Source organism: Paractinoplanes rhizophilus (genome assembly GCF_042664765.1).
Lineage (GTDB): Bacteria > Actinomycetota > Actinomycetes > Mycobacteriales > Micromonosporaceae > Actinoplanes > Actinoplanes rhizophilus.
The window spans coordinates 35,393-59,267 of the sequence record NZ_JBHTBJ010000012.1 but is presented as its reverse complement, the minus strand read 5'-3'; the positions used below and the strand labels follow the sequence as shown (position 1 = coordinate 59,267).

The window sequence follows — 23,875 nt, the reverse complement described above, 5'->3', positions numbered from 1 at the left end:
ATACGCAAAGGAGGGGACCCGAGATGCCGGCTCACGATCCAGGCAGGGGCGCGCCCAAGCGGGCGCCGCGCAACACGTTGTCTCGCGCGGCGATCGTCGAAGCGGCGCTGGAGCTGATCGACACCGCCGGCCTCGACGCGGTGACGATGCCGAACGTCGCCGGCCGCCTCGGCGTCGGAACGATGTCGCTGTATCGCCATGTCAACGACAAGCGCGATCTCGTCGACGCGGTCGCCGAACGCGTCATGGGCCGGATCGAGGTCCCGGACGGCGTCCCGGACGACTGGGAGGGCCGCGTCGTCGGCTACTTGCGAGCCCTGCGGGAGGCGGCCGCCGCCCACCCCGCGCTCGGGCGCATCCTCGCCGACCACGGGCTGACCGTGTGGCCCGTCTTCGCCCAGCTCGAGACGGTGCACGGCATCCTGATCCGGGCCGGCTTCGCGCCCGGCGACGCGGTGCGCGCGTTCTACAGCCTGTTCACGTACGTCTTCGGCGCGGTCCTGTGGGAGTTGCCGCGGGTGCGTCGGCAACCCGAGGAGGCGTACGTCTCCTCGTGGCACAGCGCCATCGACGCACTCGACCCGGGCGACTACCCGGATCTGCACGCGCTGCGCCGGGAGCTGGCCACGGCCGCGTCGGCCGACCAGTTCGAGTACGGGCTCGGTCTGCTCGTGGCATCGCTGCGCGCCCGGGCCTCGGCAGACCATCGACCGCCCAGCGGTCCGGAACGAGGAGACGACCTCGGATGAAGTTCACCAACACGATCACGATCGACCGCCCGCCCGCCGAGGTGTTCGGGTTCCTCGCCCGCTTCGAGAACCTGCCGCTGTGGAACTATGCCATCAGCGAGACCCGCAACGTCTCCGGCGGCGCGGTCGGCGTCGGCTCCCGCTACCGGCAGACCCGGACGGTTCCCACCCGGTCGGAGGAGACGTTCGAAGTCACCGAGTTCGAGCGCGACCACCGGCTCTCGATCCGGGGCGCGCTCGGCCCGTTCCGCTCCGAGGTCACCTATCTGCTCGCCCCGGCCGGGACCGGCACTCTGCTCAGCAACACCATGAACCTTCAGCCCTCGGGGGTGATGCGGCTCGTCGCGCCCGTGGTGGCGTCCGGCATCGAGTCGGCGGTCGCCGCCAACCTCGGCGTCCTCAAGCAACTCCTGGAAGGAGATCGGCCGGCCTGACCGCCGGTCCGGGCTACTCGGCCGCCCGGGCGCGGGCGCGGTGGGCACGCACGCGGGCTCGTACGCCGCAGCGCTCGTCCGAGCACCAGCGCCGCCGGCCGGTGTGGTCGATGAAGATCCCGGAGCAGCCGTCGTCGCCGCAGGCGTGCAAGCGGTGCCTGGTGGGGCCGGTGAGGTCCGCCGCCGCCTGGCGAGCCAGCCAGGCCAGGGCGACGGACGCCGCGGCGGGCGGGGTCAACTCGAGGGCCGTGCCGGCGCGCGTGATGCCGAACGGCTGATCCGACGCCAGCGCGCTCTGCAGCACCCGCACGTCCTCGACCGCCGGCGGCTGCTCGCGCAGCGTGGCGGTGGCCGCCCGGTGCATGGCCTCGCGCAAATCCCGGGCCGCCTCGACGTCGGCCGCGCTGACCGGCGTGACGGGCGCCATCCCGTGCTCACCGAGCCAGGATCTCAGCGCCGCCGGGCCGGTCAGCATTTCCACCTGTTTTGCCTGGTAGCGGCCGATCCGCGTGGCCAGGAAGTCCAGCCAGTCGGCCCCGTTCCCGGTCCGGAACTCACTCATGCCTTCCAGTGTAACGACTTGACACGTTACGGGCGAGGGCTAGCTTGTAACGCATGAAGTCGTTACAGATCGATCGGACCGGCGCTGTCTTCATCGGGGTGTGGAGCAGCGGTTACATCGGCGGCTCGCTGGCCACGTCGGCGATCGCCCCGCTGGCGGCCAACCTCTGGCGGTTCGCCATCGGCGGGCTGCTGCTGGCCGGGATCGCCCGCCGCCGCCGGGAGGCCTGGCCCCGAGGCCGCGGCCTGGCCGCCGCCGCGCTCGTCGGGGCGTTGCTGTTCGCCGTGCAGTTCGGCGGCCTCTACCTCGGCATGGCCAACGGCACCCCGGCCGCCACCACCGCGCTGATCGCCTGTTCCGCGCCGTTGCTCGTGGCCGCGGTGGGCGCCGTGCTCGGGTGGGACCGGCTCGCCGGCCGGCAGTGGATCGGCATCGCGCTGGGCGTTGCCGGGGTGGCCGTCACCCTGGCCGACCGGCTCGGCCGCCCGCCGACCGAGACCGCCTTCGCCTGGACGCTGCTCGGCCTGGCCGGCCTCACTTCCGGCACTCTGCTGCAGGGCCGTCTCCGGACCGGTGCCGGTCCCGCCGCCCTCGCCGCGACCGAGGTCGCGTTCGCCACGCTGGCGATGGCCGCCTGGGCGCCGCTGGAAGGCTCCCTCGCCATCCCCGGCACGCCCCGCGCGATCGGGTCGCTGCTGTGGATCGCCCTTATCCCCGGCGTGGCCGGCCCCCTGCTGTTCTTCGCCCTGATCAAGCAACGAGGCGCCACCCGGGCCAGCAGCCTGCTGTTCGTCGTCCCGGCCGCCACCGCGATCGCGGCCTGGCCGATCCTCGGCACGCCGATCGGGCTCACCACCGTGGCCGGTCTGATCGTCGCGGCCGTCGGCCTGCGGCTGACCCTCGCCTCCCCGGATCGCCCGCGCCCCGGGCTCGAACCGGTCATCCCGTCGGACGCACGCCCGGCCGACCCGGCCCGCGACGAACGCCCGGTCGTCCTCGTGCCGCAGCCGGACCGGCGGGAAGCGGCCTGACCGCCCGGCATGCACGTCGAAATCGCGGTGGGGTGTCGGGTCAGGTCCCGGGCGTTCGTAGCACGGGTGAAGCCGCCCACGTGGGCGCCCGAGCTCGAACCGGAAGGGTCGGCGTGCTGTTCCTCGCCGCCTTCGCCCACCGCCGGCGCACAAGAATACTTATGGTGGCGTCCCGGCGACCGATGGTGTCGGGCATGACGCAGCGCCCGACAGTGGCCGACGGGACCCCATTCGTCCACGTCGCCCGCCAGCCGATCTTCGACTCGACCGGCGATGTCGTGGCGTACGAACTGCTCTTCCGGGGCCGGATGGACGCCGTCGACGCGGAGGCCCGCGACTCGTACGCCACGAGCCAGGTCATGGTGAACACGTTCACCGAGTTCGGCGTCGACGAGGTGGTCGGCGACCGCATCTGCTTCATCAACCTCACCCGCGAGTTCCTGGTCGGGGAGCTGCCGCTGCCGTTCGCGCCGGACCAGATGGTGCTCGAGGTGCTCGAGACCGTCGCGGTCGACGACGATGTCGTCAAGGGCGTGGCGACGCTGGTGGAGTCCGGCTACCGGATCGCGCTGGACGACTTCGTCCTGGGCTCCGGGCACGAGCGGCTGCTGGCGTACGCCTCGTACCTGAAACTGGATCTGCTGAGCGGGGATCTCTCCCACCTCGACCAGATCGTCGAGCTCTGCCGGGCCTGGCCCGGCATCCAGATCGTCGCCGAGGGCATCGAGACACCCGACCTGCTCAAGCTGTGCGACAGCTACGGCTTCGAGCTTCGCCAGGGGTACGTGCTGAGCCGGCCGCAGACCCTGACCACGGTTTCGCTGTCGCCGTCGCGCCTGCGCCAGCTCGAGCTGATCGGGGTGCTGAGCGCCCCGGAAACGGACATCGAGCGGGTCCGGGAGATCGTCACCGGCGACCCGGCGCTGACCATCCGGGTCCTGCGGGCCAGCAACTCGGCGATGGTCGCGCCGCAGACCCGGATCTCCTCGATCCGCCAGGCCATCGTCATGCTGGGTCTCGACCAGATCCGCCAGTGGGCGATGCTGATGGCGGTGGCCGACGCGGCCGACGCCACCGAGGCGCAGATGATCGAGGTGCTCACGCACGCCCGCCTCTGCGTCAACCTGGCGCCCACCTTCGACGTCGACCCCGACGGCGCCTTCGTCGCCGGCCTGGTCGCCGCGGTGGCGCCGATCCTCGGCATGAGCCCCACCACGCTGGCCCATCACCTGCCGCTGGAGGCCGATATCGCGGCCGCGCTCAGCCGGGGCGTGGGGCCCTACGGCCGCCTCCTGCGCACCGTCGAGGTGTATCAGCGCGGCGACCTGGCCGAGCTGGCCGCCACCTACACCGGCGCCGACCTCACCGGCAAGATGATCGAGGCGATGCGCTGGGCGCGCATCTCCTAGGCCTGTGTGATCCTCCGGAACGTCTCGCCGTGCCGTAGCTACTCCCGGGCGGGGCAGACGATGAGCGGTGGCGGGGCCGGGATCCGGGCCGCGGGTGAGCAGTCGAACCGCTCGTCGAGCAGCGCCCGCACGTCGGGCGCCGACCGGGTGATACTGAACCAGCCGCTGTGCACGATCAGGTATCTGGCGTTCCGGTCCGCGGTCAGGCAGCGCAGGTTGTCGGCGTAGCTGGGGCGGGTGCGCATCCGCGGGAGCAGGGCTCCGCGCTGCAACCACAGCGGCGACGGGTACCGGCACGTCGTCGGGTTGCCCATGGCGTGGTTGAGGCTGCCGTACGTCAGGTACAGCACCGGCGTGTCCGGGCCGAGCCGCCGGCCGAGGTCGGCCAGCGCCGCATCCTTCGACCGGCCGACCCCGATGGTGTAGTTGTAGCTGCTGAACGCGTACGGGTACCCCGGCAGCACGGGCGGAAGCAGCGCGAAACAGAGCACCACCACCCCGGCGGGCCACGGCAGCGACAGCCTCGTCCGGCCGGCGAGGAACCAGGCGGCGACGGCCAGGAGGGCCGCGGCGATCTCGTACGCCCAGACGACCGCACCGGAGTGCGCCAGTCGCCAGGAGGCAGGCTGGCGCAGCAGTACCAGGCTGGCGCCGGTGACGAGCACGGTGGCGGCGGCCAGCGGCAGGCGGATCCCGGGGCACAGCGCGAAGGCGGCGCCGCACACCGCGGCGGCGAGCACGACGGTGGTGGCGAAGTGGTAATTGAAGAACTCGCCCTGCCCGTACGCGGGAGCCAGCGACAGCCCGCCCGCGACCACCGCGACCGCCACGCCCGCCCATCGCCGGCGGCCGGTCTCCCGGCGGACCAGGGCCGCCGCCGCGGCCGGCGCCAGCACCAGGATCGGGCTGAGCACCGCCGCGTCGCCCACCGCGAAGCGCAGCTTGCGCAGGTCGGCCACGTGGATCCCCTGCGGTTCAATGTGCACCAGGTTGGCCAGATCGCTCAGCCAGGTCCACTCCCAGGGCTGGAAATGCTTGGTCAGCAGATACCAGAGCGCGACGCAGACCACAGTGGACAGCGTCGTCCACGCGGCGCGGCGCCGGTCGAGCACGGCGATGACGAGCAGGGCGATCAGCGCGATCGGGAAGGTGGAGGTCTTGACCGCCACCACCAGCATCGCGGCCGGCCCGGCCAGCAGCGCGCCGAGCCACCGCCGCCGGGGCGCGCACGCGGCGCCGACCGCCAGCGCGGCGGCGAGCGCGGCGACCCAGTCCGGTTCGAGGAAGTGCCAGGGCGGCGCGACGATCAGCGCCAGGCCGGTCGCGCCCGCGATCCCGGCCGCCGCCGGCCGCCCGGCGACCCGCCGGACCCCCAGGAACAGCACCGCGATCACGGCCACGACCACCACGTACGTCTCGATCCGGAGCACCAGGTTCGTCGTGTTCGCCGAGGACTCCCCGACGAGCAGGACCCGGCCCTTGTCGAGCGCCGCCATCAGCAGTTTGTAGGCGAGCGGCCGGGAGACGAAAATGTCCCAGATGCTGACGCCGCCCCGACCGGCGGTTTCCAGGCAGCCGAGGGCGTACCGCACGTCGCCGTTCAGATCCGGCCGGGCGGCCACCACGATCGCCGCCACCGCCGCGAGAGCGGCCGCCGCGACGCCGGCCGTCCGCGCAATTCCCCCGTGCAACGTCTTCATCAGACCCTTCCGGTCATGTCGCCGGGCCCATTGTCGCCCCGCGGCAACGTCGGTGGGGGGCGGTGGCCCCGGGCCCTAGCTTGAAGCCGGCAAATCCCCGAGCAGGAGGAGACAGCGCGATGCGCGACCTGGTCTACACCGGTTTCATGTCGCTCGACGGCGTCGTGGACTCGCCCGGCGGCGCGGCCGGATGCTCGCCGGTCAGCAGGTGCGTGCGGGCGTACGAGATGGCCGACGGGGTGTCCGCGAACACGTGCCCGTCCCGGCGAAGTTGCTCGGCCACGCCGAGGGCGGCGAGCACACGCTCGTGGCGGGCGGCGATGCCGGACAACAGAACCGTGATGCCGCGCCGCTGAAGCTTGCCGATCGCGTCGCCGAGCACATGCGCGCCGGTGGCGTCCACGGTGGTGACCCGGGACATCCGCAGGATCACCACCCGCACGTCGGCGACCTCGGAGAGCTCCAGCAGGAAGTGGTGGGCGGCGGCGAAGAACAACGGGCCGTCGAGCCGATACGCCACGATGTGCTCGGCCAGCAGCCGCTGCTCCTCGGCCGAATGATCGCCGGCCGCCAGCGGAACCCGCTGCAGGCGGGCGGACCGGGCGACCGCGCGCAGGGCGAGCATCGCCGCGACCGCGAGACCGACGGCGACCGCGGTGACCAGGTCCAGGGCCACCGTCACGACGAACGTCAGGGCGAGGACCAGCGCGTCACCGCGGGTGGAGCGGGCGATCGCGAGCAGCGAGCCGGCCTCGACCATCCGGACCGTGGTGGCCAGCAGCACCCCGCCCAGCGCGGCCAGCGGTATGTGCGCGACCAGCGGAGCGCCGGCCAGCACGATCGCGGCCAGCACGGCGGCGTGGGTGAGCGCGGCGAGTTTCGACCCCGCTCCGGCGCGGACGTTGACGGCCGTCCGGGCGATCGCCGCGGTCGCCGGCATGCCCCCGAAGGCCGGGACGACGAGGTTGGCCAGGCCCTGACCGAACAACTCCCGGTCGGGGTCGTGCCGCTCGCCGATGCTCATCGCGTCGGCCACGGTGGCCGACAGCAGGCTCTCCAGTGCCGCCAGCGCGGCGACCGCCAGAGCCGAGGGCAGCAACGCGCCGACGGCGTCGGGGTCGAGGAAGCTCGTCGACGGGGCGGGCAAGCCGGACGGCAGCGCGCCGATCACGGGCAGATCCAGTGCCGCGAGCTGCGCGAGCGCCGTGGCGGCGGCCACCGCGATCAGCGAGAACGGCACCCCGGGACGCCGGCGCGCGCCGAGCAGCATGATGGCGGCCACCCCGGCGGCCACCAGCACCGGCACCGGGTCGGGGTGCGCGACGAACCGGCCCACCGCGTCCGCGGCGACGGCCCACACCCGCTCGCCGTGCGCGCCGCTGACCCCGAGCATGGCCGGGACCTGTTGCAACGCGATCACGACGGCGATCCCGGCGGTGAAGCCCTCGATCACCGGGCTCGGCAGGTAGCGGACGTATCGGCCGACCCGGCCGACCGCCATGACGATCAGCACGGCGCCGGCCATCGCGCCCACCATCAGCACGCCGCCCGGTCCGAACTTCGCCAGGATCGGGATCAGCACCACCGTCATCGCGCCGGTCGGCCCGGAGACCTGCAGGCTGGACCCGCCGAAGACGGCGGCGATCGCGCCCGCGATCACCGCCGTGATCAGACCGGCCTGGGCGCCGAGCCCGGAGCTGACGCCGAAGGCGAGGGCCAGCGGCAGAGCCACGATCGCCACGGTCACCCCGGCCACCGCGTCGCGCCGGTGCGAGCGCCGGGCCGCCGCCCAGTCCGAGCGCCGGGGCAGCAGCCGGCCCGGTAGGCGACCCAGGAGCCGGCTCAGCCGCCACGCGCCACCGCGCGCCGCCGAGGGGATCGAGATCCGGGTCGCCGGACGCGGGGGCCGGACTCGCGTGTCCGGCGGTGGAATCGTCATCTCGTCCTCTCGTGGCTGCCCTCCCGCTGTCGGCAGTGCGCTCGCAGACTTTAGCAATTGAAGAATTCTTCAATTGAGTCGCAGGGTGCGGCCCGGCGTTCCTACGCCGTCAGCGGCGGTCTTCCTCGGCCCCGACCTTGAGCTCGGCCAGCAGCTCGCCCCGGTCGGTCAGCATCTCGCCGAGGATGCGCCGGCCGGCCGCGAGCAGGTCCAGCACGGCCGGCGTGCTGAGCGCGTACATGACCGCCCCGCTGTCGCGGAAGGAGACGACGATGCCCGCCCGGCGGAGGACCGCGAGCTGCTGCGACAAGCTCGACGGCTCGATGTCGATCACGGCCAGCAGATCGCGTACGGGCTTCGGCCCGGGTTGCAGCAACTCCAGGACCCGGATCCGGACGGGATGGCCGAGCGTGCGAAACAGCTCGGCCTTGGCCTGGTACAACGGCACTGACACGAGCGTCCCCAAGCGTGGTCGGTCGCCGCGTCGGCCGCCTGCCGGCGCCGCGGCGGACACTCACTGAACTCAGCAGGAGTGCCCTCAGGCTACACGGACGGCAAGGCGTACCCCGGACGAGCGATGCCGTGCGCACGGGGCATGGTTGAGGGACGACAGACTCGACAGCGGAGGTCTCAGTGACGAAGCCACAGGTCCGCATCGGGCGGGTGTACGACGATCCCGCCGGCGAGCAGGCGCTGCGCGTCCTGGTCGATCGGCTCTGGCCGCGCGGGCTCACCAAGGCCCGGGCCGCGCTCGACGAATGGTGCAAACAGGTCGCGCCGTCGCCCGAGCTGCGCAAGTGGTACGGCCATGATCCGGAGCGCTTCGCCGAGTTCCGGCGCCGGTACCAGGCCGAGCTGGACGCGGGGGAGCAGGCCGCCGCGCTGGCGCATCTGCGCGAGCTCGCCAGCGACCACCCGCTCGTTCTGCTGACGGCCAGCAAGGAGCTCACGATCAGCGAGGCGGCGGTCCTCGCCGACCTCCTGACCGGCCGGCGGGCCGCCGAGTGACCGGGTCAGTCGTCGGCGTCGTCGGCGTCGTCCGCGCGGACCACGGCCACCGGGCAGGGTGACTGCGTGATGCAGTGCGCCGACACCGAACCCATCAGCAGCCCCTTCCAGCCGCCGTAGCCGCGGGATCCGACGACCAGCAGGTCCGCCTGGCCGGCCGCCTCCAGCAGCGACAGGTGCGGCAGCCCCTCGACCAGCCACATCTGCACATCCGGGCGGGTGGCGTCGACCGATCCCCGGTGCATGGTGTCCCGCAGCGTCTCCCCGGCGCGGGCGGCGACCTCGTCGATGGCATCCTGCGGCAACGCCCCGGACCGTCCGGCGAATCCGAGGTACGGCAGCGTCCACGCGTGCACCACCTGCAGCACCGCGCCACGGACCCGGGCCTCGTCGGCGGCGAAGCGCAGGGCCCGGACCGACCGGTCGGACCCGTCCACCCCCACGACCACCCGCCCGGCCGCGGCATCCGGCCGGCGTCCCCGGACCACCACCACGGTGCCCTGCGCGTACTGCGCGCAGCCCTGGCTGACCGAGCCCAGCAGCGAACCGGTGAAGGTGCCCCGGCCGCGGGAGCCCACGACGAGCAGCGACTCGGCGCCCGCCGTGCGGGTGAGCTCGCGGACCGGGTGGCCGTAGCGGACCTGGGAAGTCACCGCCACGTCGGTGGCCCGTACCCGTTCGGCGACCGCGCGCACGCTGGACGCGACCTCGTCCTCGAGGCCCGCCCGCAGCTCCGCCACCGACGTCAGCGCCGATAGCCGCTCCACCTCCCGTGGGTCCTCGCTCGGATGCCAGACGTTGACCGCACGCACCGGCAGATTCCGCAGCCGTCCGTCCTCGAGCGCCCAGCACAGGGCCTCCTCGGACGGCGGCGAGTCGTCGAAGCCCACCACCACATCGGTCACCGTCACCTGCATCACCTTCCGGTCTCGCGAGGGAACACCGCGCTGTCGGACGCGCCGCGGCCGGCCGGCGCCGCCCGGTCCGGTTTGTATCCCGGCGGCTGCTCGGGCGGGGAGAGCAGCGGTTTCAGCGGTACGACCGGACGCCGCACCGGATCGCCGGCGGTCAGCTCGACGTCCTCCCCGTACAGCCGGATCGGCAGCCGCGTGTCGGTGCCGTCGCGCATGCTGACCCGTACGGTTTCGTGGTCGGCCTCGACGAGCAGCCGCACCCCGCTGTGCCGCAGCCGGAAGCGCAGGCCGGTGATGCCCTCGGGCAGCCGCGGCGCCAGCACCGGCACGCCGTCGTGATCGCGCAGCCCGCCGAAGCCTTCGACGACCGCCGACCAGGCGCCGGCGAGCGAGGCCAGGTGCAGCCCGTGGCGGGTGTTGCGGTGCAGGTCACGCAGGTCGACCAGGGCGGCCTCCCAGGCGTAGTCGTGCGCCAGCTCGAGGTGGCCGACCTCGGCGCACATCACCGCCTGGGTGCAGGCGGACAGCGACGAGTCGCGGACCGTGATGCGCTCGTAGTAGTCGACGTTGCGGGCCTTCTGCTCGGCGGTGAACTCCTCCGGGCACCAATGCATCGCCAGCACCAGGTCGGCCTGCTTGACCACCTGGCGGCGGTACAGCTGGAAGTAGGGCGCGCGCAACATCAGCGGCTGGTCCGGGCGCTCGCCGGTGAAGTCCCACGGGGCGTACCGGGTGAAGCCGGCCGACTGCTGGTGCACGCCGAGCCGCTCGTCGTACGGCACGTGCACCGCGTCGGCGGCGGCCCGCCAGGCCCCGGGCTCGCCGGCCGACACCCCGAGCCGGGCGGCCGCCTCGGGCCGGCGGGCGCAGGCGTCCGCGGCGGCGCGCAGGTTGCGGGCCGCCATCAGGTTGGTGAACAGGTTGTCGTCGGTGACCGCGCTGTACTCGTCCGGGCCGGTGACGCCGTCGACGTGCCAGGCCCCGTCGGCGTCGTGGTGGCCGTGCGAGAGCCATAGCCGGGCGGTCTCGACCAGGATCTCCAGGCCGCATTCCGCCTCGAGCGCGGTGTCTCCGGTGACCTGGCGGAAGCGCTCGACGGCGCGCGCGACCACCGCGTTCAGGTGCAGCGCCGCGGTGCCCGCCGGCCAGTAGGCCGAGCATTCCTCGCCGTGGATCGTGCGCCACGGGAACGCCGCGCCGTCCAGCCCGAGCGTGCGGGCCCGGTGGCGGGCCTGGCCGAGGATGCTGTGCCGCCAGCGCAGGACGTCGGCCGCGGCGTGCGGGGCGACGTAGGTCAGCAGCGGCAGCACGAAGCCCTCGGTGTCCCAGAACGCGTGCCCGTCGTACCCCGGCCCGGTGAGCCCCTTGGCGGCGATCGCCCGCCGTTCCGCCCGGGCGCCGGCCTGCAGCACGTGGAACAGCCCGAAGCGGACCGCCTGCTGCAGCACCGGGTCACCGTCGATCTCCACGTCGGCGGCGTCCCAGAAGTCGTCGAGGTAGGCGCGCTGGGCGGCGGCGAGGCCGGCCCAGCCGGCATAGCGGGCGCCGGTCAGCGCCCCGGCGACCTGGTCGCGCAGCGCCTGCGGCGAGCGCGAGGAGCTCCACGCGTACGCGAAAAGCTTGGTCACCCGCAAGCGCTCGCCGGGCCGCAGCACGGTGACCACCGTCGTGCGCGCCCAGTCGTCGCGGACGTCGGTCTCCTCGTCGTATGCGCCGGGCGCCGTCACGACGTGGTCCATGCCCGCGCCCATCAGCAGGCCGCTGGCCCGGGTGCGGTGCAGCAGCACCCCGCCGTGCTGCTCGGTGTCCTGCCCGACCGCCACCAGCGGACGGTCCAGCGCGGCGGCGACCCGCGGATCCGACGACTCCTGCGGCTGCTCCTCGTTGGCCACCAGCGCGGACTGGACGGTGATCCGCACCTCGTGGCCGACGGCTTCGACCTCGTAGTCGATCGCCGCCACCGCCCGCTGGGTGAACGAGACGAGCCGGCAGCTGCGGATCCGCACCCGCCGCCCGGCCGGGGACACCCAGTCCACCCGGCGCCGCAGCACCCCGGCCCGCAGGTCCAGGATCCGCTCGTGGGCGATCAGGTGGCCGTGCGCGACGTGGAAGGGCTCGTCGTCGACCATCAGCCGGATGAGCTTGCCATCGGTGACGTTGACGAGGGTCTGGCCCTGTTCCGGATAGCCGTACCCGCCCTCCGGGTAGGGCAGCGGCCGCTGCTCGTAGTACGAGTTCAGATACGTGCCCGCGATCGCGTGCGGCTCGCCCTCATCCAGGTTGGCGCGCACTCCGATGTGGCCGTTGGCGAGCGCGAACACCGACTCGGTCGAGCCCAGCCGATCCAGGTCGAGCGACGGTTCCCGGACCTGCCAGGGCTCGGCGGGGAACACCGCGTCGCCGATCACCCCTCCAGCCTGGACCCGGACGCGACCAAGAGCAACTGCTGGGGTGCTCCGCCGCTCGCCCGCCGGATCGAAACGGGACCCGTCGGCTGCTGCGCGCGCGGGCGGACAGGCGTAGCGTCGGTGGCCGATGGCAGAGCTTGCGCAGCCCATTCCCGGGGGGACGCCATGAGCACCGTCGTACCAAAGCCGATCGTCACCCGCCCCTGGCCGGTGCGGCGCCAGGTCAGAGGCTCTGCGCTGGCGCGCGTGCTGCGGACCACCGACGCGAAGCAGATCGGGATCATGTACATGATCACGTCCTTCGGCTTCTTCATGCTCGGCGGTCTGATGGCGATGCTCATGCGGGCCGAGCTGGCCCGGCCGGGCATGCAGTTCCTGTCGCCGGAGCAGTACAACCAGTTGTTCACCATGCACGGCACGATCATGCTGCTGCTGTTCGCCACGCCGATCTTGTTCGCCTTCGCCAACTTCGTGGTCCCGATCCAGATCGGCGCGCCCGACGTCGCGTTCCCGCGGCTCAACGCGTTCGCGTACTGGTTGTATCTGTTCGGCGGGCTGATCGCGGTCGGCGGCTTCCTCACCCCGGGCGGCGCGGCGGACTTCGGCTGGACCGGGTACGCGCCGCTGAGCGACTCGCTGCATTCCCCGGGTGTCGGCGGCAACATGTGGGTCGTCGGCCTGGCCATCAGCGGTCTGGGCACCATCCTCGGCGCGGTCAACATGATCACCACGATCCTGACCCTGCGCGCGCCCGGCATGACCATGTTCCGGATGCCGATCATGACGTGGAACATCCTGGTCACCAGCCTGCTGGTGATCCTGGTCTTCCCGTTCCTGGCCGCCGCGCTGCTCGTGCTCGGGGCCGACCGCATCCTCGGGGCGCACGTGTACGACCCGGGGACCGGCGGCCCGATGCTGTGGCAGCACCTGTTCTGGTTCTTCGGCCACCCCGAGGTCTACATCGTGGCGCTGCCGTTCTTCGGCATCATCACCGAGGTCATCCCGGTCTTCAGCCGCAAGCCAGTGTTCGGCTACAAGGGCCTGGTCGCCGCGACCCTGCTGATCGCGGCGCTGTCGATGAGCGTCTGGGCGCACCACATGTTCGCCACCGGGCAGGTGCTGCTGCCCTTCTTCAGCTTCCTCAGCTATCTGATCGCCGTGCCCACCGGGATGAAGTTCTTCGTGTGGATCGGCACGATGTGGCGTGGGCAGCTCAGCTTCGAGACACCGATGATGTTCGCGCTCGGTTTCATGGTCACCTTCCTGCTCGGCGGGCTGACCGGCGTGCTGCTCGCCTCGCCGCCGGTCGACTGGCACGTCACCGACAGCTACTTCGTGGTCGCGCATTTCCATTACGTGTTGTTCGGCACCATCGTGTTCGCGGTGTTCGCCGGCATCTACTTCTGGTTCCCGAAGATGTTCGGCCGGATGCTGGACGACCGCCTCGGCAAGATTCACTTCTGGCTGACCTTCCTCGGCTTCCACGCCACCTTCCTGGTCCAGCACTGGCTGGGTGCCGAGGGCATGCCCCGCCGCTATGCCGACTACCTGCCGTCGGACGGCTTCACGTTCCTGAACACGTTCTCGACGATCGGCTCCTTCGTCCTCGGCGCCGCGACGTTGCCGTTCCTCTACAACGTGTGGAAGTCCTACCGGGCCGGCCCGCTCGTGACCGTCGACGATCCCTGGGGGCACGGCAACTCCCTCGAGTGGGCCACCTCCAGCCCGCCGCCGCTGCGCAACTTCGACCGGATGCCGCGCATCCGCTCCGAGCGGCCCGCGTTCGACGCCAAGTTTCCCGAGCTGGCGGCCGGCCCGCAGTCCGACGCCGGGCCGCCCGAGGGCGGCGCCCGCCCGCTGACCGCCGAGTCCCACACCGGCGCCTCCTACCAGGAGGATCGCTCGGACAATCCGTGACCCACCCCGGGCCTTTGTTGCCGGGCCCCGGCAACCAGACCCGGGCGGGAACCGCCGTTGCCAGCCCTGACCCGGGCGCGCCTCCGCGGCGAGACTGGAGACATCCGATCGCGGAGGTCGCGGTCGGCGCCGGGAAGGAGCAGCCGTGCAGCAGTGGACGGTCCGAGACGTCATGACACCCCAGGTCCTCACCGTGGACTACGACACGCCCCCGGCCGAGGTCATCGCCACCATGGCTAGGTACGACGTGAGCGCCCTCGCCGTCGTCGACGCCTACGACAGCGTGCTGGGCATCATCACCCGTACCGACGTGCTGAACGGCATCGCGGTGGCGGCACCGGAGCGGGCCCGCCGCGCGCCGTGGCGCCGGCCGGCGCCGACGCCGGCGTTCACCGTGCGGTCGGCCGGCGAGATGATGAGCGCGCCCGCGCTGACCGTCGCACCGGATGTCACGCTCGCCCAGGCCGGCCGGCTGATGCGCCGCCACGCGGTGAACCGCCTCCTGGTCACCGGGGCCGACCGGCGGCTGGCGGGCATCGTCACCGCCGCCGACCTGCTCGAGGTCTACGACCGCCCGGACGAGGCGATCCGCGCCGACGTACGCCGGCTGCTGGCGGCCCTGCCTGCTCCGAACGTCGCCTTCGCCGTCCACGACGGCGTGGCCACGCTGGGCGGGACGGTTGCCGAGGCCCGCACCGCAACGCTGCTCGAGCGGTTGATCCGCGACGTGCCCGGGGTGACGGCCGTCCGCAACGAGATCGCGGTGACCGCGCCCGCCGCTCCCGCGGCCGCCCCGGAGCCGCGACCGAAGCGCCGGCCGCTGGACGGTTGGTGGGCGAGCCGGCGACCCGAGCGGGCGACAGCGGCCCCGGGCGACGCGAGCGCCGCGAGGGAAGGAGCGAACCAGCAGTTCGCGGAAATGACGCGGTGACCGCTGGCCCGGCGACGCGGCGGCCGGGAACATGGGACGGGTTATCCGGCCGGAAGGCGGGTAACCCGTGCCAGCAACAGGGGGAGGAGGCCGCGCGTGCTGGTGCTGTTGACCGCACACCTGATCGCCGCGACCCTGGCCCCGGTACTGGTGCGCCGTCTGGGACGGCCGGCGTTCTATGTGCTGGCGATGGTGCCGGCCGCGGGACTGGTGTGGGCGTCGGCCCGCACCGCCGCCGTGCGCGACGGCCGGGCGGTCGCCGAGGTGTATCCGTGGGCCGGCCGGCTCCACCTCGAGCTGGCCCTGCGGATGGGCACCCTGTCGTGGCTGATGGTGCTGCTGGTCGGCGGCGTGGGCGCGCTGGCTCTGGTCTACTGCGCGCGGTACTTCCCGGCCGATGAGCCGGGACTGGGCCGGTTCGCCGGGGTCTTCGTCGGCTTCGCCGGGGCGATGCTGGGCCTGGTCGTCTCGGACAACCTCATCGTGCTGTACGTCTTCTGGGAACTCACCACCGTCTTCTCGTACCTGTTGATCGGGCACGACCCGGCGAGCCGGGCCGGCCGGCTGGCCGCGTTGCAGGCGCTGATCGTCACCACGCTCGGCGGGCTGGCGATGCTGGTCGGCATCGTCATGCTGGGCCAGCACGCGGGCACCTACCGCTGGTCGCAACTGACCTCGATGCCGGTCGAGGGCGGCTATCAGGCGGTCGCCGTGGTGCTGCTGCTGGTGGGCGCGCTCTCCAAGTCGGCGATCTTCCCCTTCAGCTTCTGGCTGCCCCGGGCGATGGCCGCCCCCACTCCGGTCAGCGCCTACCTGCACGCCGCCGCGATGGTCAAAGCCGGCGTCTTCCTGATCGGGCTGACCGGGCCGGTGCTCGCCGGCGCCGCGCCCTGGCGTCCGGTCGTGCTCGTCGCCGGCACCGTGACCATGTTCCTCGGCGGTTGGACGGCGCTGCGGCAGCACGATCTGAAGCTGCTGCTGGCGTACGGGACGGTGAGCCAGCTGGGCCTGCTGGCCGTCACGCTCGGCGCGGGCCTGCGGAACGCCGCGCTGGCGGGTGCGATGATGCTGCTCGCCCACGCCCTGTTCAAGGCGGCGCTGTTCTTCGTGGTCGGGGTCATCGACCACACCACCGGCACCCGCGACCTGCGCGACCTCAGCGGCCTGCGACGCGCGGCGCCGGCCGTCTGGCTGGTGGCCCTGCTCGCCGCGGCCTCGATGGCCGGGGTGCCGCCGCTGGCCGGATTCGTCGGCAAGGAGGCGATCCTCGCGGCCTTCCTCGGTGGTGGCTGGTGGCAGTGGGCGGTGCTGGCCGGCGTCGTCTGCGGATCCGGGCTCACGGTGGCGTACACCGTGCGGTTCCTGTGGGGCGCCTTCGCCGACAAGCCGGCGGTCGCGGCGCGGCCGGTCCGGCCGGCGTCGTGGCTGTTCCTGGCCCCGGCGGCAGTGCTGGCCGTGGCCGGGCTCGTGGCCGGGCTGTCCGCGCCGGCGCTCGACGGCTTGCTGGCCGGGTACGCCGACAGCTATGCGGACGGCGGGACGTATCACCTCGCCCTGTGGCATGGGCTGACACCCGCGCTGGGGCTCTCCGCCGTGGTGCTGACCGGCGGCGCCGCCCTGTTCCTCGGGACGGCGCGGACGCGGTGGTGGCTGCGGCTGCGGCTGCCGGCCGACGGGGCCGCGATCTACGAGCGGGCGATCGGCTGGCTGGGGCGGCTGGCGGTCGAGGTCACCGGCGCCACCCAGCGCGGCTCGTTGCCGATCTACCTGGGCACGATCCTGTCCGTGCTGGTTGTGCTCGGCGGCGCTGCCCTGGCGTCCGGCGCGGCCGTCGCGACCGGGCCCCGGCTCTGGGACGCCCCGGTGCAGCTGGTCCCGGCGGCGGCCTTGATCGTCGCGGCCGTGTTCGCGACCCGCGCGCGCCGCCGCCTGGCCGCCGTGGTTCTGGTCGGCGTCACCGGGTACGCCACGGCCATCCTGTTCGTCCTGCACGGCGCCCCCGATCTGGCGCTGACGCAGTTCCTGGTCGAGACCTGCACGATGGTGATGTTCGTGCTGGTGCTGCGCCGGTTGCCGGGTCACTTCTCGGTCCGCCCGCTGGTGGCCAGCCGGCGGCTGCGGGTGGCGATCGGGGTCGCGGTCGGCGCGGTGGTCTCCGGCCTGGCGTACGCGGCGACGACCGGCCGGCAGGCCACGCCCATCTCCACCGGCTTTCCCGGGCCCGCCGTGTCGTACGGCGGCGGCCGCAACGTCGTGAACGTGACGCTCGTCGACATCCGGGCCTGGGACACGATGGGGGAGATCTCGGTGCTGCTGGTCGCCGCCGTCGGCGTCGCCGCCCTGGTCTTCGGCGGATCCCGGCGCCTGGTGCACGGCGCCCGGCGCCCGCCTCTGCCGGACCCGCCGCGAGGTCAGGTGTGGCTGATGGCCGGCCACACGCTCGACGCCGGGCTGCGCTCGCCGATCCTCGAGGTCATCACCCGGCTGATCTTCCACGTCATCGTGCTGTTCTCGGTGTATCTGCTGTTCGCGGGGCACAACGCGCCGGGCGGCGGGTTCGCCGGCGGTCTGGTGGTCGGGCTGGCCCTGGTGCTCAGATACCTGGCCGGCGGGCGGCACGAGCTGGACGTCGCGGCGCCGGTGGACGCCGGCGTGGTGATGGGCGCCGGCCTGTTCGTCGCGCTCGGCACCGCGCTGGCGGCCATGATCGCCGGTGGCCAGGTGCTGCAGAGCACGCTGATGGACTGGCACCTGCCGGTGCTCGGCCACGTCCACTTCGTCACGTCGATGATCTTCGACGTCGGGGTGTACCTCGTCGTCATCGGCGTCGTGCTCAGCATCCTGCGCAGCCTCGGCGCGGAGGTGGACCGGCAGGAGCAGATCGAGCGCGCCGAGGCCGAGGCCCGGCGGAAGGAGGAGCTGGTGTGAGCCCCAACCTGGTGCTGGTCATCGTCGTCGGCGTGCTGTTCGCCGCGGGCGTCACCCTGCTGCTGGAACGCAACCTCACCCGGGTCATCCTCGGCATCACCATGCTCGGCAACGGCGTCAACCTGCTCATCCTGCTCGGCGGCGGCTACGGCGGGCCCCCGATCGTCGGGCTCACGCCCGAGGCGCGGATGAGCGACCCGCTGACCCAGGCGATGATCCTGACGGCCATCGTGATCACCCTGGGCATGACCGCGTTCCTGCTGGCGATGGCCTACCGCAGCTGGCTGCTGACCGGCCACGACGACGTGCAGGACGATGTGGAGGACCGGCGGATCATGCAACGGGCCGAACGCGACGAGGGCCTGGAGGACCAGGACTCGCCGACGCCCACGCCGGCGACGTCCGGTCCCGCCGCCGGGCGGGAGCCGCGATGACCTGGCTCGTGCCGCTTCCGGTGGTCATGCCGCTGCTCGGCGCCGCCCTCACGCTGCTGATCCGCCGGCGCGCGAACCTGCAGCGGGCGGTGAGCCTGGTCGTCCTCGGCGCGACCCTGGCCGTGTCGGTCGCCCTGCTCGCGCTGACCAGCACCGGCGACACGCTGACCGTCGCGGTCGGCGGCTGGGCGGCGCCGATGGGCATCGTGCTGGTGGCCGACCGGCTCGCGGCGCTGATGCTCGTCGTCTCCTCGGCGGTGACCCTGTGCGTGCTGATCTACTCGATCGGACAGGGCCTGGCCGACGGCGACAACACCATCCCGGTGGCGGTCTATCACCCGGCGTACCTCATCCTCACCGCCGGAGTCACCAACGCGTTCCTCGCCGGCGACCTGTTCAACCTCTACGTCGGCTTCGAGATCCTGCTCGCCGCCAGCTACGTGCTCATCACCCTGGGCGCCACCCGTAGCCGCATCCGCGACGGCACCACGTACGTCGTGGTCAGCCTGCTGTCGTCGCTGATCTTCCTGACCGCGATCGGCCTGATCTACGCCGCGACCGGCACGCTGAACATGGCCCAGCTGGCCGGCCGGCTGGACGACCTGCCCGGCGCCCTGCAGCTGGCGTTGCAGAGCATGCTGTTGCTGGCCTTCGGGATCAAGGCCGCGGTCTTCCCGCTCTCGGCGTGGCTGCCGGACAGCTACCCGACGGCCATCGCGCCGGTCACGGCGGTCTTCGCCGGCCTGCTCACCAAGGTCGGTGTGTACGCGATCATCCGTACCCAGACCCTGCTGTTCCCCGACGGCCCGGCGACCGACGTGCTCCTGGTCGCGGCGCTGCTCACCATGATCGTCGGAATCCTGGGCGCGGTGGCGCAGTCGGACATCAAGCGTCTGCTGTCGTTCACCCTGGTCAGCCACATCGGGTACATGCTGTTCGGGATCGGGCTCGCCACGAACGCCGGACTCTCCGGGGCCATCTTCTACGTCGTGCACCACATTGTCGTGCAGACCACGCTGTTCCTCGCCGCCGGCCTGATCGAGCGGCGGGGCGGCACCACCGCGCTGGACCGGCTCGGCGGTCTGGCCCGGCTGGCGCCGGTGCTCGGCGTGCTGTTCTTCCTGCCCGCCCTGAATCTCGCCGGGATCCCGCCCTTCTCGGGCTTCCTCGGCAAGCTCGGACTGCTGCAGGCGGGCGTCGCCGACGGCACGCCGCTGGCCTGGGCCCTGGTCACCGGCAGCGTGGTCACCAGCCTGCTCACCCTCTACGCGATCGGCCGGGTCTGGAACCTCGCCTTCTGGCGTACGCCTCGCGCGGAAGCGCTGGACGGTGAAGACGCCGCTCGCGCGGAATCGCCGAACGGTGCGAGCGCCGCACCGAGCCGGGCGATGCCCCGGCTGATGGTGGGCGCCACGCTCGCGCTCGTCGTCCTCGGCACGGGGCTGACCGTGGTGGCCGGACCGCTGTCCGAGTTCACCGGCCAGGCGGCCACCGAGCTCCGCGACCGCGAGCCCTATGTGCGGGCCGTCTTCGCGCAGGAGTCGCCATGACCAGCGCCGCCACCGATCAGAAGGCGACCGCCCGCCTGCGCCGGCGCGACCGGGTCGTGGCGGCCGCCGTGCTGGTCGCCATCTGGATGCTGCTGTGGGGTGTCGTCTCCTGGGCCAACCTGATCAGCGGGCTCCTCGTCGCGGCCGTGGTGCTGACCGTCTTCCCGCTCCCGCCGGTCACCTTCTCCGGCCACCTGCGCCCGCCCGCGTTCCTGTATCTGGCCGGGCGCTTCGTCTTCGACCTGGTGGTGGCCAGCGTGCAGCTGGCCGTGCTGGCGTTCCGGTTCGGTCACCGGCCGCGCAGCGCGATCATCCGGGTGCCGTTGCGGGTGCCGTCCGACCTGGTGCTGACCCTCACCGGCGAGGCGATCTCGCTGGTGCCGGGCAGTCTCGTGGTGGACACCGACCAGTCCTCGACCACGCTGTACATCCACGTGATCGGCGTGGCCGACCGGGCCGCCGTGGAAAAGTTCCGCCACGAGGTGTACGAGACGGAGGCCCGGATCGTCCGCGCCATCGGCTCCGACGCCGAAATCGCCATGCTCGCCCAGCGGCCCCCGGCCGGAAAGGGGAAACTCACATGATCGTGGCCGGCATCATCGTCTCCGCGCTGCTGTTCGCGGCGGTGTCCCTGGTCCTCGTCCGGATCGTCCGCGGGCCCACGACCCTCGACCGGATCGTCGCCGTCGACGTGCTGCTCGCCATCGTCGTGTGCGCCGTCGCGGCCGAGGCCGCCTACACCCGCGACGCGACCTCGCTGCCGATCCTGGTCGTCCTGTCGATCCTGGGCTTCATCGGGTCGGTCAGCGTCGCCCGGTTCGCGCCGCGCAGCGGGCGATGACGATGCGGACGCTCGCCGACATCCTGGCCGGCGCCTGCCTCGTCTCCGGGGCCCTGCTGAGCCTCGCCGCCGGCGTGGGCCTGCTGCGCTTCCCGGACCTGCTCTCGCGCATGCACGCCGCCACCAAACCGCAGGTGCTCGGCCTGCTGCTCATCCTGGCCGGCGCCGCGCTGCGGCTGCCGAACACCGTCGACATCACCACCCTGATCCTGGTGGGTGCGTTCCAGCTGGTCACCGCGCCGGTCGCGGCGCACATGGTGGGCCGAGCCGTCTACCGGACCGGGCAGATCCGATCGAGCGCGCTCGTGACCGACGAACTGGCCGAGGACCGCGCCGATGGCCCGCCGCGCGCGGGATGACGGTCCGGTCCGCAGGATGACGTTTTATGAGGTGGCGGTGTGTGCCTCGTCGCGGTCGCGGGTCACCGCGACCGGGCACGGCGCTCGCGTGACGCACTGGGTCGACACCGAGCCCAGTAGCAGCCCTTTCCAGCCGCCGTACCCGCGGGAGCCGACCACCAGCAGGTCGGCGCCCGCCGCGACCTCCAGGAGCGACGGCGCGGGCGGCCCCTGCATCAAGTACGTCCTCACCCGGGCGGCGGCGCGGTCGATCCCACCGCGGCGGACGCTCTCCCGCAGGGTCGCCGTCGCTTCGGCCGCCACCTCGTCCAGCAGGTCCTGTGACCAGGGCACCGGGCTCGCGAAGCCGAGGTGGGACGGATTCCAGGTGTGCACCACCTCCAGCACGGCGCCGCGGCGGGCGGCGGCGTCGTGGGCGAAGCGGAGCGCGCGCACCGAATGAGCCGAGCCGTCCACACCGACCACCACCCGTCGTGCCGCGGGGTCCGGCCGGTCACCGCGGACCACGACCACCGTGCCGTCCGCGTACTGAGCGCAGCTCTGACTGACCGAGCCCAGCACCGAGCCGGCGAAGCCGCCCCGCCCGCGGGATCCCACGACCAGCAGCGCATCGGCGCCCGCCGCGCGGATGAGCTCCCGGGCGGGATGGCCGGGCCGGACGTCCGCCGCCACCGGGAGGTCGGTCGCGCCGGACCGCTCCACCACCGCGCGCACACCCGCCGTGACGTCCCGCTCGAGATCGGCCGTGACGTTCCGCTCGGGACCGGCCGCGGCGGCCGGCTGCCAGACGTGCACCGCCCGCACCGGCAGACCGCGCAGGCGGCCTTCGCCAAGCGCCCACACCAGGGCCTCCTCGGCGGGCGCGGACCCATCGACTCCCACCACCACGCTGCTGAGCATGCCGACCGCCTCTCCGGACCGCGATGGACGAGAGCCCACCGCGATGGACAAGAGCCACGCTAGGCACCGGGCGCGGGCCGCGCATTCCGGCGTGCTCCGGGGCCGCCGGGTCTACGCTGGCGCGCAGAGCAACGGCGTCGTGGCCGGAGGGGGTCTGACGTGGAGGTTCCGATGCCCGCGGCGTTCATCGGCCATGGCAATCCGATGAACGCCCTCGAGGTCAACCGCTACACCACCGCCTGGCGGGCCTTCGGCGCGTCCGTGCCGCGCCCGCGGGCGATCCTGGTGGTCAGCGCGCATTGGTACATCAACGCCACCGCGGTCACCGCGATGCCCCGGCCGCGGACGATCCACGACTTCTACGGCTTCCCGCGGAAGCTGTTCGACGTGCAGTACCCGGCGCCCGGGCTGCCAGAGCTGGCCGCCGAGGTCAGCGACGTGGTCCATCCGACCTGGGTCGGCGCGGACGTGGACAGCTGGGGCATCGATCACGGCACCTGGTCGGTCCTGATGCACGCCTTTCCGGACGCGTCGGTGCCGGTCGTGCAGCTGAGCATCAACGCCAGCAAGCCGATGGACTACCACTTCGAGCTCGGCGCGAAGCTCGCCCCGCTGCGGCGGCGCGGGGTGCTGGTCGTCGCCAGCGGCAACGTCGTGCACAACCTGGGCGGGATGGACTGGAAGCTCACCGACGAGGGGTACGCCTGGGCCCAGCGCTTCGACGAGGACGCCAAGGTCCGGATGCTGACCGACCCGCACGGGTTCGCCGCCCTGGACTCCCATCGGGACTATCACCACGCCGTGCCCACGCCCGACCACTTCATCCCCGCGCTGTACCTGGCCGGCCTGGCCGCCGCCGCCGACGAGGCGGACACCTCGGTGCTGGTCGACGGCTATGCCTACGGGTCGTTGTCGATGACGGCGTACACCCTGGGGCTGGCCTGCCCGGCGGCGTCCGCCGACGGCGCCTCCTCGCCGCCACCGGCCGGCCTGCCGCCCGACGGCTCCAACATCTGACGCCGAAGGTTCCGCAGCCGTGCAAGACCTGTGTACTTGCGAAAGTCTGCAAGTGCGGTGCGGCACCCACCAAACATCACACAGCCGATTCCAAGTCGCCGCACAGCGCGTCCGATTCGCGGCCGCGCCGCCGGGTCATTCTCGCCGTACCAGACCGGAGAGATCGAAGGATTCGAACATGGCTGAGATGGACGTGGCGCTCAAGGAAGCGATGCAGATCGACGGCGCGATCGGCGTCGCCCTCGTGGACCACACGAGCGGCATGGCGCTGGGCACCGTAGGCGGCGGCCGGGAGCTCGACCTCACGGTCGCGGCGGCCGGCAACACCGACGTGGTCCGGGCGAAGCTGCGGGCGATGGAGATGCTCAACATCTCCGAGAAGATCGAGGACATCCTCATCACGCTCGACACCCAGTACCACATGATCCGCCCGCTCACCAGCCGCTCCGGCAAGGGCCTGTTCCTGTACCTGGCCCTGCGCCGCGACCGCGCCAACCTCGCCATGGCGCGGCATCGCCTGCGGACGATCGAGCAGACGCTGGACGTCTGACCGGGTTCAACCTCAGCCGAGGTCGAGGGCGGGCTCCTTCGGGGTCCGTCCCCCGGGCAGATCGGCATGCGGCCCACGATCGTGAGAGTTCGCCGGTGCTTCGAGCTGTGATAGCGACACGGCTGCCGCGGGCGGTGTCCGGCGCCACTGCGACGAACGCGGGCGGATTCTCAGGCCGGCGGCCGGACGGTCGATAACAGGCTTCGGAAGCGAGAGGTGCGGACAGCGGCGGCAACGCAGAAACGGGGAGAAAGTGCGTACAGCGCGATTCGACCAGCGGGCCGCCGAGCCGTC

Annotated in this window: 22 protein-coding genes; 15 read left to right on the top strand and 7 right to left on the bottom strand. The window is 72.6% G+C overall.

Translation table 11 applies throughout. From position 1 onward, the window contains the following. Positions 1-23 precede the first annotated feature (23 nt). Both ACFQS1_RS18360 and ACFQS1_RS18355 read left to right on the top strand, forming a co-directional pair. Positions 24-749 carry a TetR/AcrR family transcriptional regulator gene (locus tag ACFQS1_RS18360; protein WP_378969686.1) on the top strand — a complete coding sequence of 242 codons (726 nt, stop codon included), beginning with the start codon at positions 24-26 and terminating at the stop codon, positions 747-749. After that, positions 746-1,183 carry an SRPBCC family protein gene (locus ACFQS1_RS18355; protein WP_378969684.1) on the top strand — a complete coding sequence of 146 codons (438 nt, stop codon included), beginning with the start codon at positions 746-748 and terminating at the stop codon, positions 1,181-1,183. Before ACFQS1_RS18360 ends, ACFQS1_RS18355 begins: the two co-directional genes overlap by 4 nt. Before the next feature lie 13 nt (positions 1,184-1,196). On the opposite strand, the gene ACFQS1_RS18350 is transcribed toward ACFQS1_RS18355, so the two are convergent. Then, entirely contained in the window at positions 1,197-1,745 is a 549-nt protein-coding gene (locus ACFQS1_RS18350; RefSeq protein ID WP_378969681.1) for a CGNR zinc finger domain-containing protein, read from the bottom strand. A 53-nt stretch (positions 1,746-1,798) separates the two neighbouring features. On the opposite strand from ACFQS1_RS18350, the gene ACFQS1_RS18345 reads away from it, so the two are divergent. Together ACFQS1_RS18345 and ACFQS1_RS18340 are read left to right on the top strand one after the other, a co-directional pair. Beyond that, positions 1,799-2,776: a DMT family transporter gene (locus tag ACFQS1_RS18345; RefSeq protein ID WP_378969679.1), complete on the top strand. Its 978-nt coding sequence runs from the start codon at positions 1,799-1,801 to the stop codon at positions 2,774-2,776. Positions 2,777-2,970: 194 nt separating this feature from the next. Next, on the top strand, positions 2,971-4,185 hold the full coding sequence (locus ACFQS1_RS18340) for an EAL and HDOD domain-containing protein (RefSeq protein WP_378969677.1): 1,215 nt from the start codon (positions 2,971-2,973) through the stop codon (positions 4,183-4,185). Between the two features lie 38 nt (positions 4,186-4,223). Here the strand turns inward: ACFQS1_RS18340 and ACFQS1_RS18335 are convergent, their stop codons facing one another. The 3 genes from ACFQS1_RS18335 to ACFQS1_RS18325 all read right to left on the bottom strand — a co-directional run bounded on the left by ACFQS1_RS18335 (position 4,224) and on the right by ACFQS1_RS18325 (position 8,278). Further along, complete coding sequence (locus ACFQS1_RS18335) at positions 4,224-5,885, bottom strand: hypothetical protein (protein ID WP_378969675.1); 1,662 nt, start codon at positions 5,883-5,885, stop codon at positions 4,224-4,226. A 133-nt stretch (positions 5,886-6,018) separates the two neighbouring features. Further along, a complete protein-coding gene (locus tag ACFQS1_RS18330; RefSeq protein ID WP_378969672.1) occupies positions 6,019-7,824 on the bottom strand; it encodes a SulP family inorganic anion transporter in 1,806 nt (601 codons plus the stop codon). Between the two features lie 109 nt (positions 7,825-7,933). Continuing rightward, positions 7,934-8,278 (bottom strand): ArsR/SmtB family transcription factor, encoded by a 345-nt coding sequence (locus ACFQS1_RS18325; RefSeq protein WP_378969666.1) that lies wholly within the window; start codon positions 8,276-8,278, stop codon positions 7,934-7,936. A 179-nt stretch (positions 8,279-8,457) separates the two neighbouring features. On the opposite strand from ACFQS1_RS18325, the gene ACFQS1_RS18320 reads away from it, so the two are divergent. After that, entirely contained in the window at positions 8,458-8,832 is a 375-nt protein-coding gene (locus ACFQS1_RS18320) for a DUF488 domain-containing protein (RefSeq protein WP_378969663.1), read from the top strand. Positions 8,833-8,837: 5 nt separating this feature from the next. On the opposite strand, the gene ACFQS1_RS18315 is transcribed toward ACFQS1_RS18320, so the two are convergent. Both ACFQS1_RS18315 and ACFQS1_RS18310 read right to left on the bottom strand, forming a co-directional pair. After that, positions 8,838-9,743, bottom strand: coding sequence for a universal stress protein (locus ACFQS1_RS18315; RefSeq protein WP_378969661.1), 906 nt, complete (start codon positions 9,741-9,743; stop codon positions 8,838-8,840). Positions 9,744-9,748: 5 nt separating this feature from the next. Further along, entirely contained in the window at positions 9,749-12,154 is a 2,406-nt protein-coding gene (locus ACFQS1_RS18310; protein ID WP_378969659.1) for a glycoside hydrolase family 65 protein, read from the bottom strand. 165 nt (positions 12,155-12,319) lie between these two features. Here ACFQS1_RS18310 and ctaD point away from each other — a divergent pair, with 165 nt between their 5' ends. The 8 genes from ctaD (at position 12,320) to mnhG (ending at position 21,114) form a co-directional block, all read left to right on the top strand. Further along, positions 12,320-14,071, top strand: coding sequence for an aa3-type cytochrome oxidase subunit I (ctaD, locus tag ACFQS1_RS18305; RefSeq protein WP_378969656.1), 1,752 nt, complete (start codon positions 12,320-12,322; stop codon positions 14,069-14,071). 145 nt (positions 14,072-14,216) lie between these two features. Then, on the top strand, positions 14,217-15,002 hold the full coding sequence (locus ACFQS1_RS18300) for a CBS domain-containing protein (protein WP_378969653.1): 786 nt from the start codon (positions 14,217-14,219) through the stop codon (positions 15,000-15,002). A 96-nt stretch (positions 15,003-15,098) separates the two neighbouring features. Beyond that, the gene (locus ACFQS1_RS18295; protein ID WP_378969651.1) at positions 15,099-17,930 is read left to right on the top strand and encodes a Na+/H+ antiporter subunit A; all 2,832 of its coding nucleotides are present in this window, start codon (positions 15,099-15,101) and stop codon (positions 17,928-17,930) included. Further along, entirely contained in the window at positions 17,927-18,364 is a 438-nt protein-coding gene (locus ACFQS1_RS18290; protein WP_378969649.1) for a Na(+)/H(+) antiporter subunit C, read from the top strand. Before ACFQS1_RS18295 ends, ACFQS1_RS18290 begins: the two co-directional genes overlap by 4 nt. Continuing rightward, positions 18,361-19,914 carry a Na+/H+ antiporter subunit D gene (locus tag ACFQS1_RS18285; RefSeq protein WP_378969646.1) on the top strand — a complete coding sequence of 518 codons (1,554 nt, stop codon included), beginning with the start codon at positions 18,361-18,363 and terminating at the stop codon, positions 19,912-19,914. The genes ACFQS1_RS18290 and ACFQS1_RS18285 overlap by 4 nt, the downstream gene beginning before the upstream one ends. Beyond that, positions 19,911-20,498 (top strand): Na+/H+ antiporter subunit E, encoded by a 588-nt coding sequence (locus ACFQS1_RS18280; protein WP_378969644.1) that lies wholly within the window; start codon positions 19,911-19,913, stop codon positions 20,496-20,498. The genes ACFQS1_RS18285 and ACFQS1_RS18280 overlap by 4 nt, the downstream gene beginning before the upstream one ends. Next, positions 20,495-20,755: a monovalent cation/H+ antiporter complex subunit F gene (locus ACFQS1_RS18275; RefSeq protein ID WP_378969641.1), complete on the top strand. Its 261-nt coding sequence runs from the start codon at positions 20,495-20,497 to the stop codon at positions 20,753-20,755. The genes ACFQS1_RS18280 and ACFQS1_RS18275 overlap by 4 nt, the downstream gene beginning before the upstream one ends. Further along, a complete protein-coding gene (gene mnhG / locus ACFQS1_RS18270) occupies positions 20,752-21,114 on the top strand; it encodes a monovalent cation/H(+) antiporter subunit G (RefSeq protein WP_378969639.1) in 363 nt (120 codons plus the stop codon). The genes ACFQS1_RS18275 and mnhG overlap by 4 nt, the downstream gene beginning before the upstream one ends. A gap of 24 nt (positions 21,115-21,138) precedes the next feature. On the opposite strand, the gene ACFQS1_RS18265 is transcribed toward mnhG, so the two are convergent. Then, entirely contained in the window at positions 21,139-22,014 is an 876-nt protein-coding gene (locus ACFQS1_RS18265; RefSeq protein ID WP_378969636.1) for a universal stress protein, read from the bottom strand. Between the two features lie 171 nt (positions 22,015-22,185). Between ACFQS1_RS18265 and ygiD the strand changes: the two genes are divergently transcribed. Together ygiD and ACFQS1_RS18255 are read left to right on the top strand one after the other, a co-directional pair. Next, the gene (ygiD, locus tag ACFQS1_RS18260) at positions 22,186-23,031 is read left to right on the top strand and encodes a 4,5-DOPA-extradiol-dioxygenase (RefSeq protein ID WP_378969633.1); all 846 of its coding nucleotides are present in this window, start codon (positions 22,186-22,188) and stop codon (positions 23,029-23,031) included. Positions 23,032-23,209: 178 nt separating this feature from the next. Further along, complete coding sequence (locus tag ACFQS1_RS18255) at positions 23,210-23,581, top strand: hypothetical protein (protein WP_378969631.1); 372 nt, start codon at positions 23,210-23,212, stop codon at positions 23,579-23,581. Positions 23,582-23,875 lie beyond the last annotated feature (294 nt).

Excerpts from the sequence above, each read along its gene's own strand:
- ACFQS1_RS18360 (WP_378969686.1), top strand. The coding sequence starts at position 24 with ATGCCGGCTCACGATCCAGGCAGGGGCGCGCCCAAGCGGGCGCCGCGC.
- ACFQS1_RS18355 (WP_378969684.1), top strand. The coding sequence starts at position 746 with ATGAAGTTCACCAACACGATCACGATCGACCGCCCGCCCGCCGAGGTG.
- ACFQS1_RS18350 (WP_378969681.1), bottom strand. The coding sequence starts at position 1,745 with ATGAGTGAGTTCCGGACCGGGAACGGGGCCGACTGGCTGGACTTCCTG.
- ACFQS1_RS18345 (WP_378969679.1), top strand. The coding sequence starts at position 1,799 with ATGAAGTCGTTACAGATCGATCGGACCGGCGCTGTCTTCATCGGGGTG.
- ACFQS1_RS18340 (WP_378969677.1), top strand. The coding sequence starts at position 2,971 with ATGACGCAGCGCCCGACAGTGGCCGACGGGACCCCATTCGTCCACGTC.
- ACFQS1_RS18335 (WP_378969675.1), bottom strand. The coding sequence starts at position 5,885 with ATGAAGACGTTGCACGGGGGAATTGCGCGGACGGCCGGCGTCGCGGCG.
- ACFQS1_RS18330 (WP_378969672.1), bottom strand. The coding sequence starts at position 7,824 with ATGACGATTCCACCGCCGGACACGCGAGTCCGGCCCCCGCGTCCGGCG.
- ctaD (WP_378969656.1), top strand. The coding sequence starts at position 12,320 with ATGAGCACCGTCGTACCAAAGCCGATCGTCACCCGCCCCTGGCCGGTG.
- ACFQS1_RS18285 (WP_378969646.1), top strand. The coding sequence starts at position 18,361 with ATGACCTGGCTCGTGCCGCTTCCGGTGGTCATGCCGCTGCTCGGCGCC.
- ACFQS1_RS18280 (WP_378969644.1), top strand. The coding sequence starts at position 19,911 with ATGACCAGCGCCGCCACCGATCAGAAGGCGACCGCCCGCCTGCGCCGG.
- ACFQS1_RS18275 (WP_378969641.1), top strand. The coding sequence starts at position 20,495 with ATGATCGTGGCCGGCATCATCGTCTCCGCGCTGCTGTTCGCGGCGGTG.
- mnhG (WP_378969639.1), top strand. The coding sequence starts at position 20,752 with ATGACGATGCGGACGCTCGCCGACATCCTGGCCGGCGCCTGCCTCGTC.
- ACFQS1_RS18265 (WP_378969636.1), bottom strand. The coding sequence starts at position 22,014 with ATGCTCAGCAGCGTGGTGGTGGGAGTCGATGGGTCCGCGCCCGCCGAG.
- ygiD (WP_378969633.1), top strand. The coding sequence starts at position 22,186 with ATGCCCGCGGCGTTCATCGGCCATGGCAATCCGATGAACGCCCTCGAG.
- ACFQS1_RS18255 (WP_378969631.1), top strand. The coding sequence starts at position 23,210 with ATGGCTGAGATGGACGTGGCGCTCAAGGAAGCGATGCAGATCGACGGC.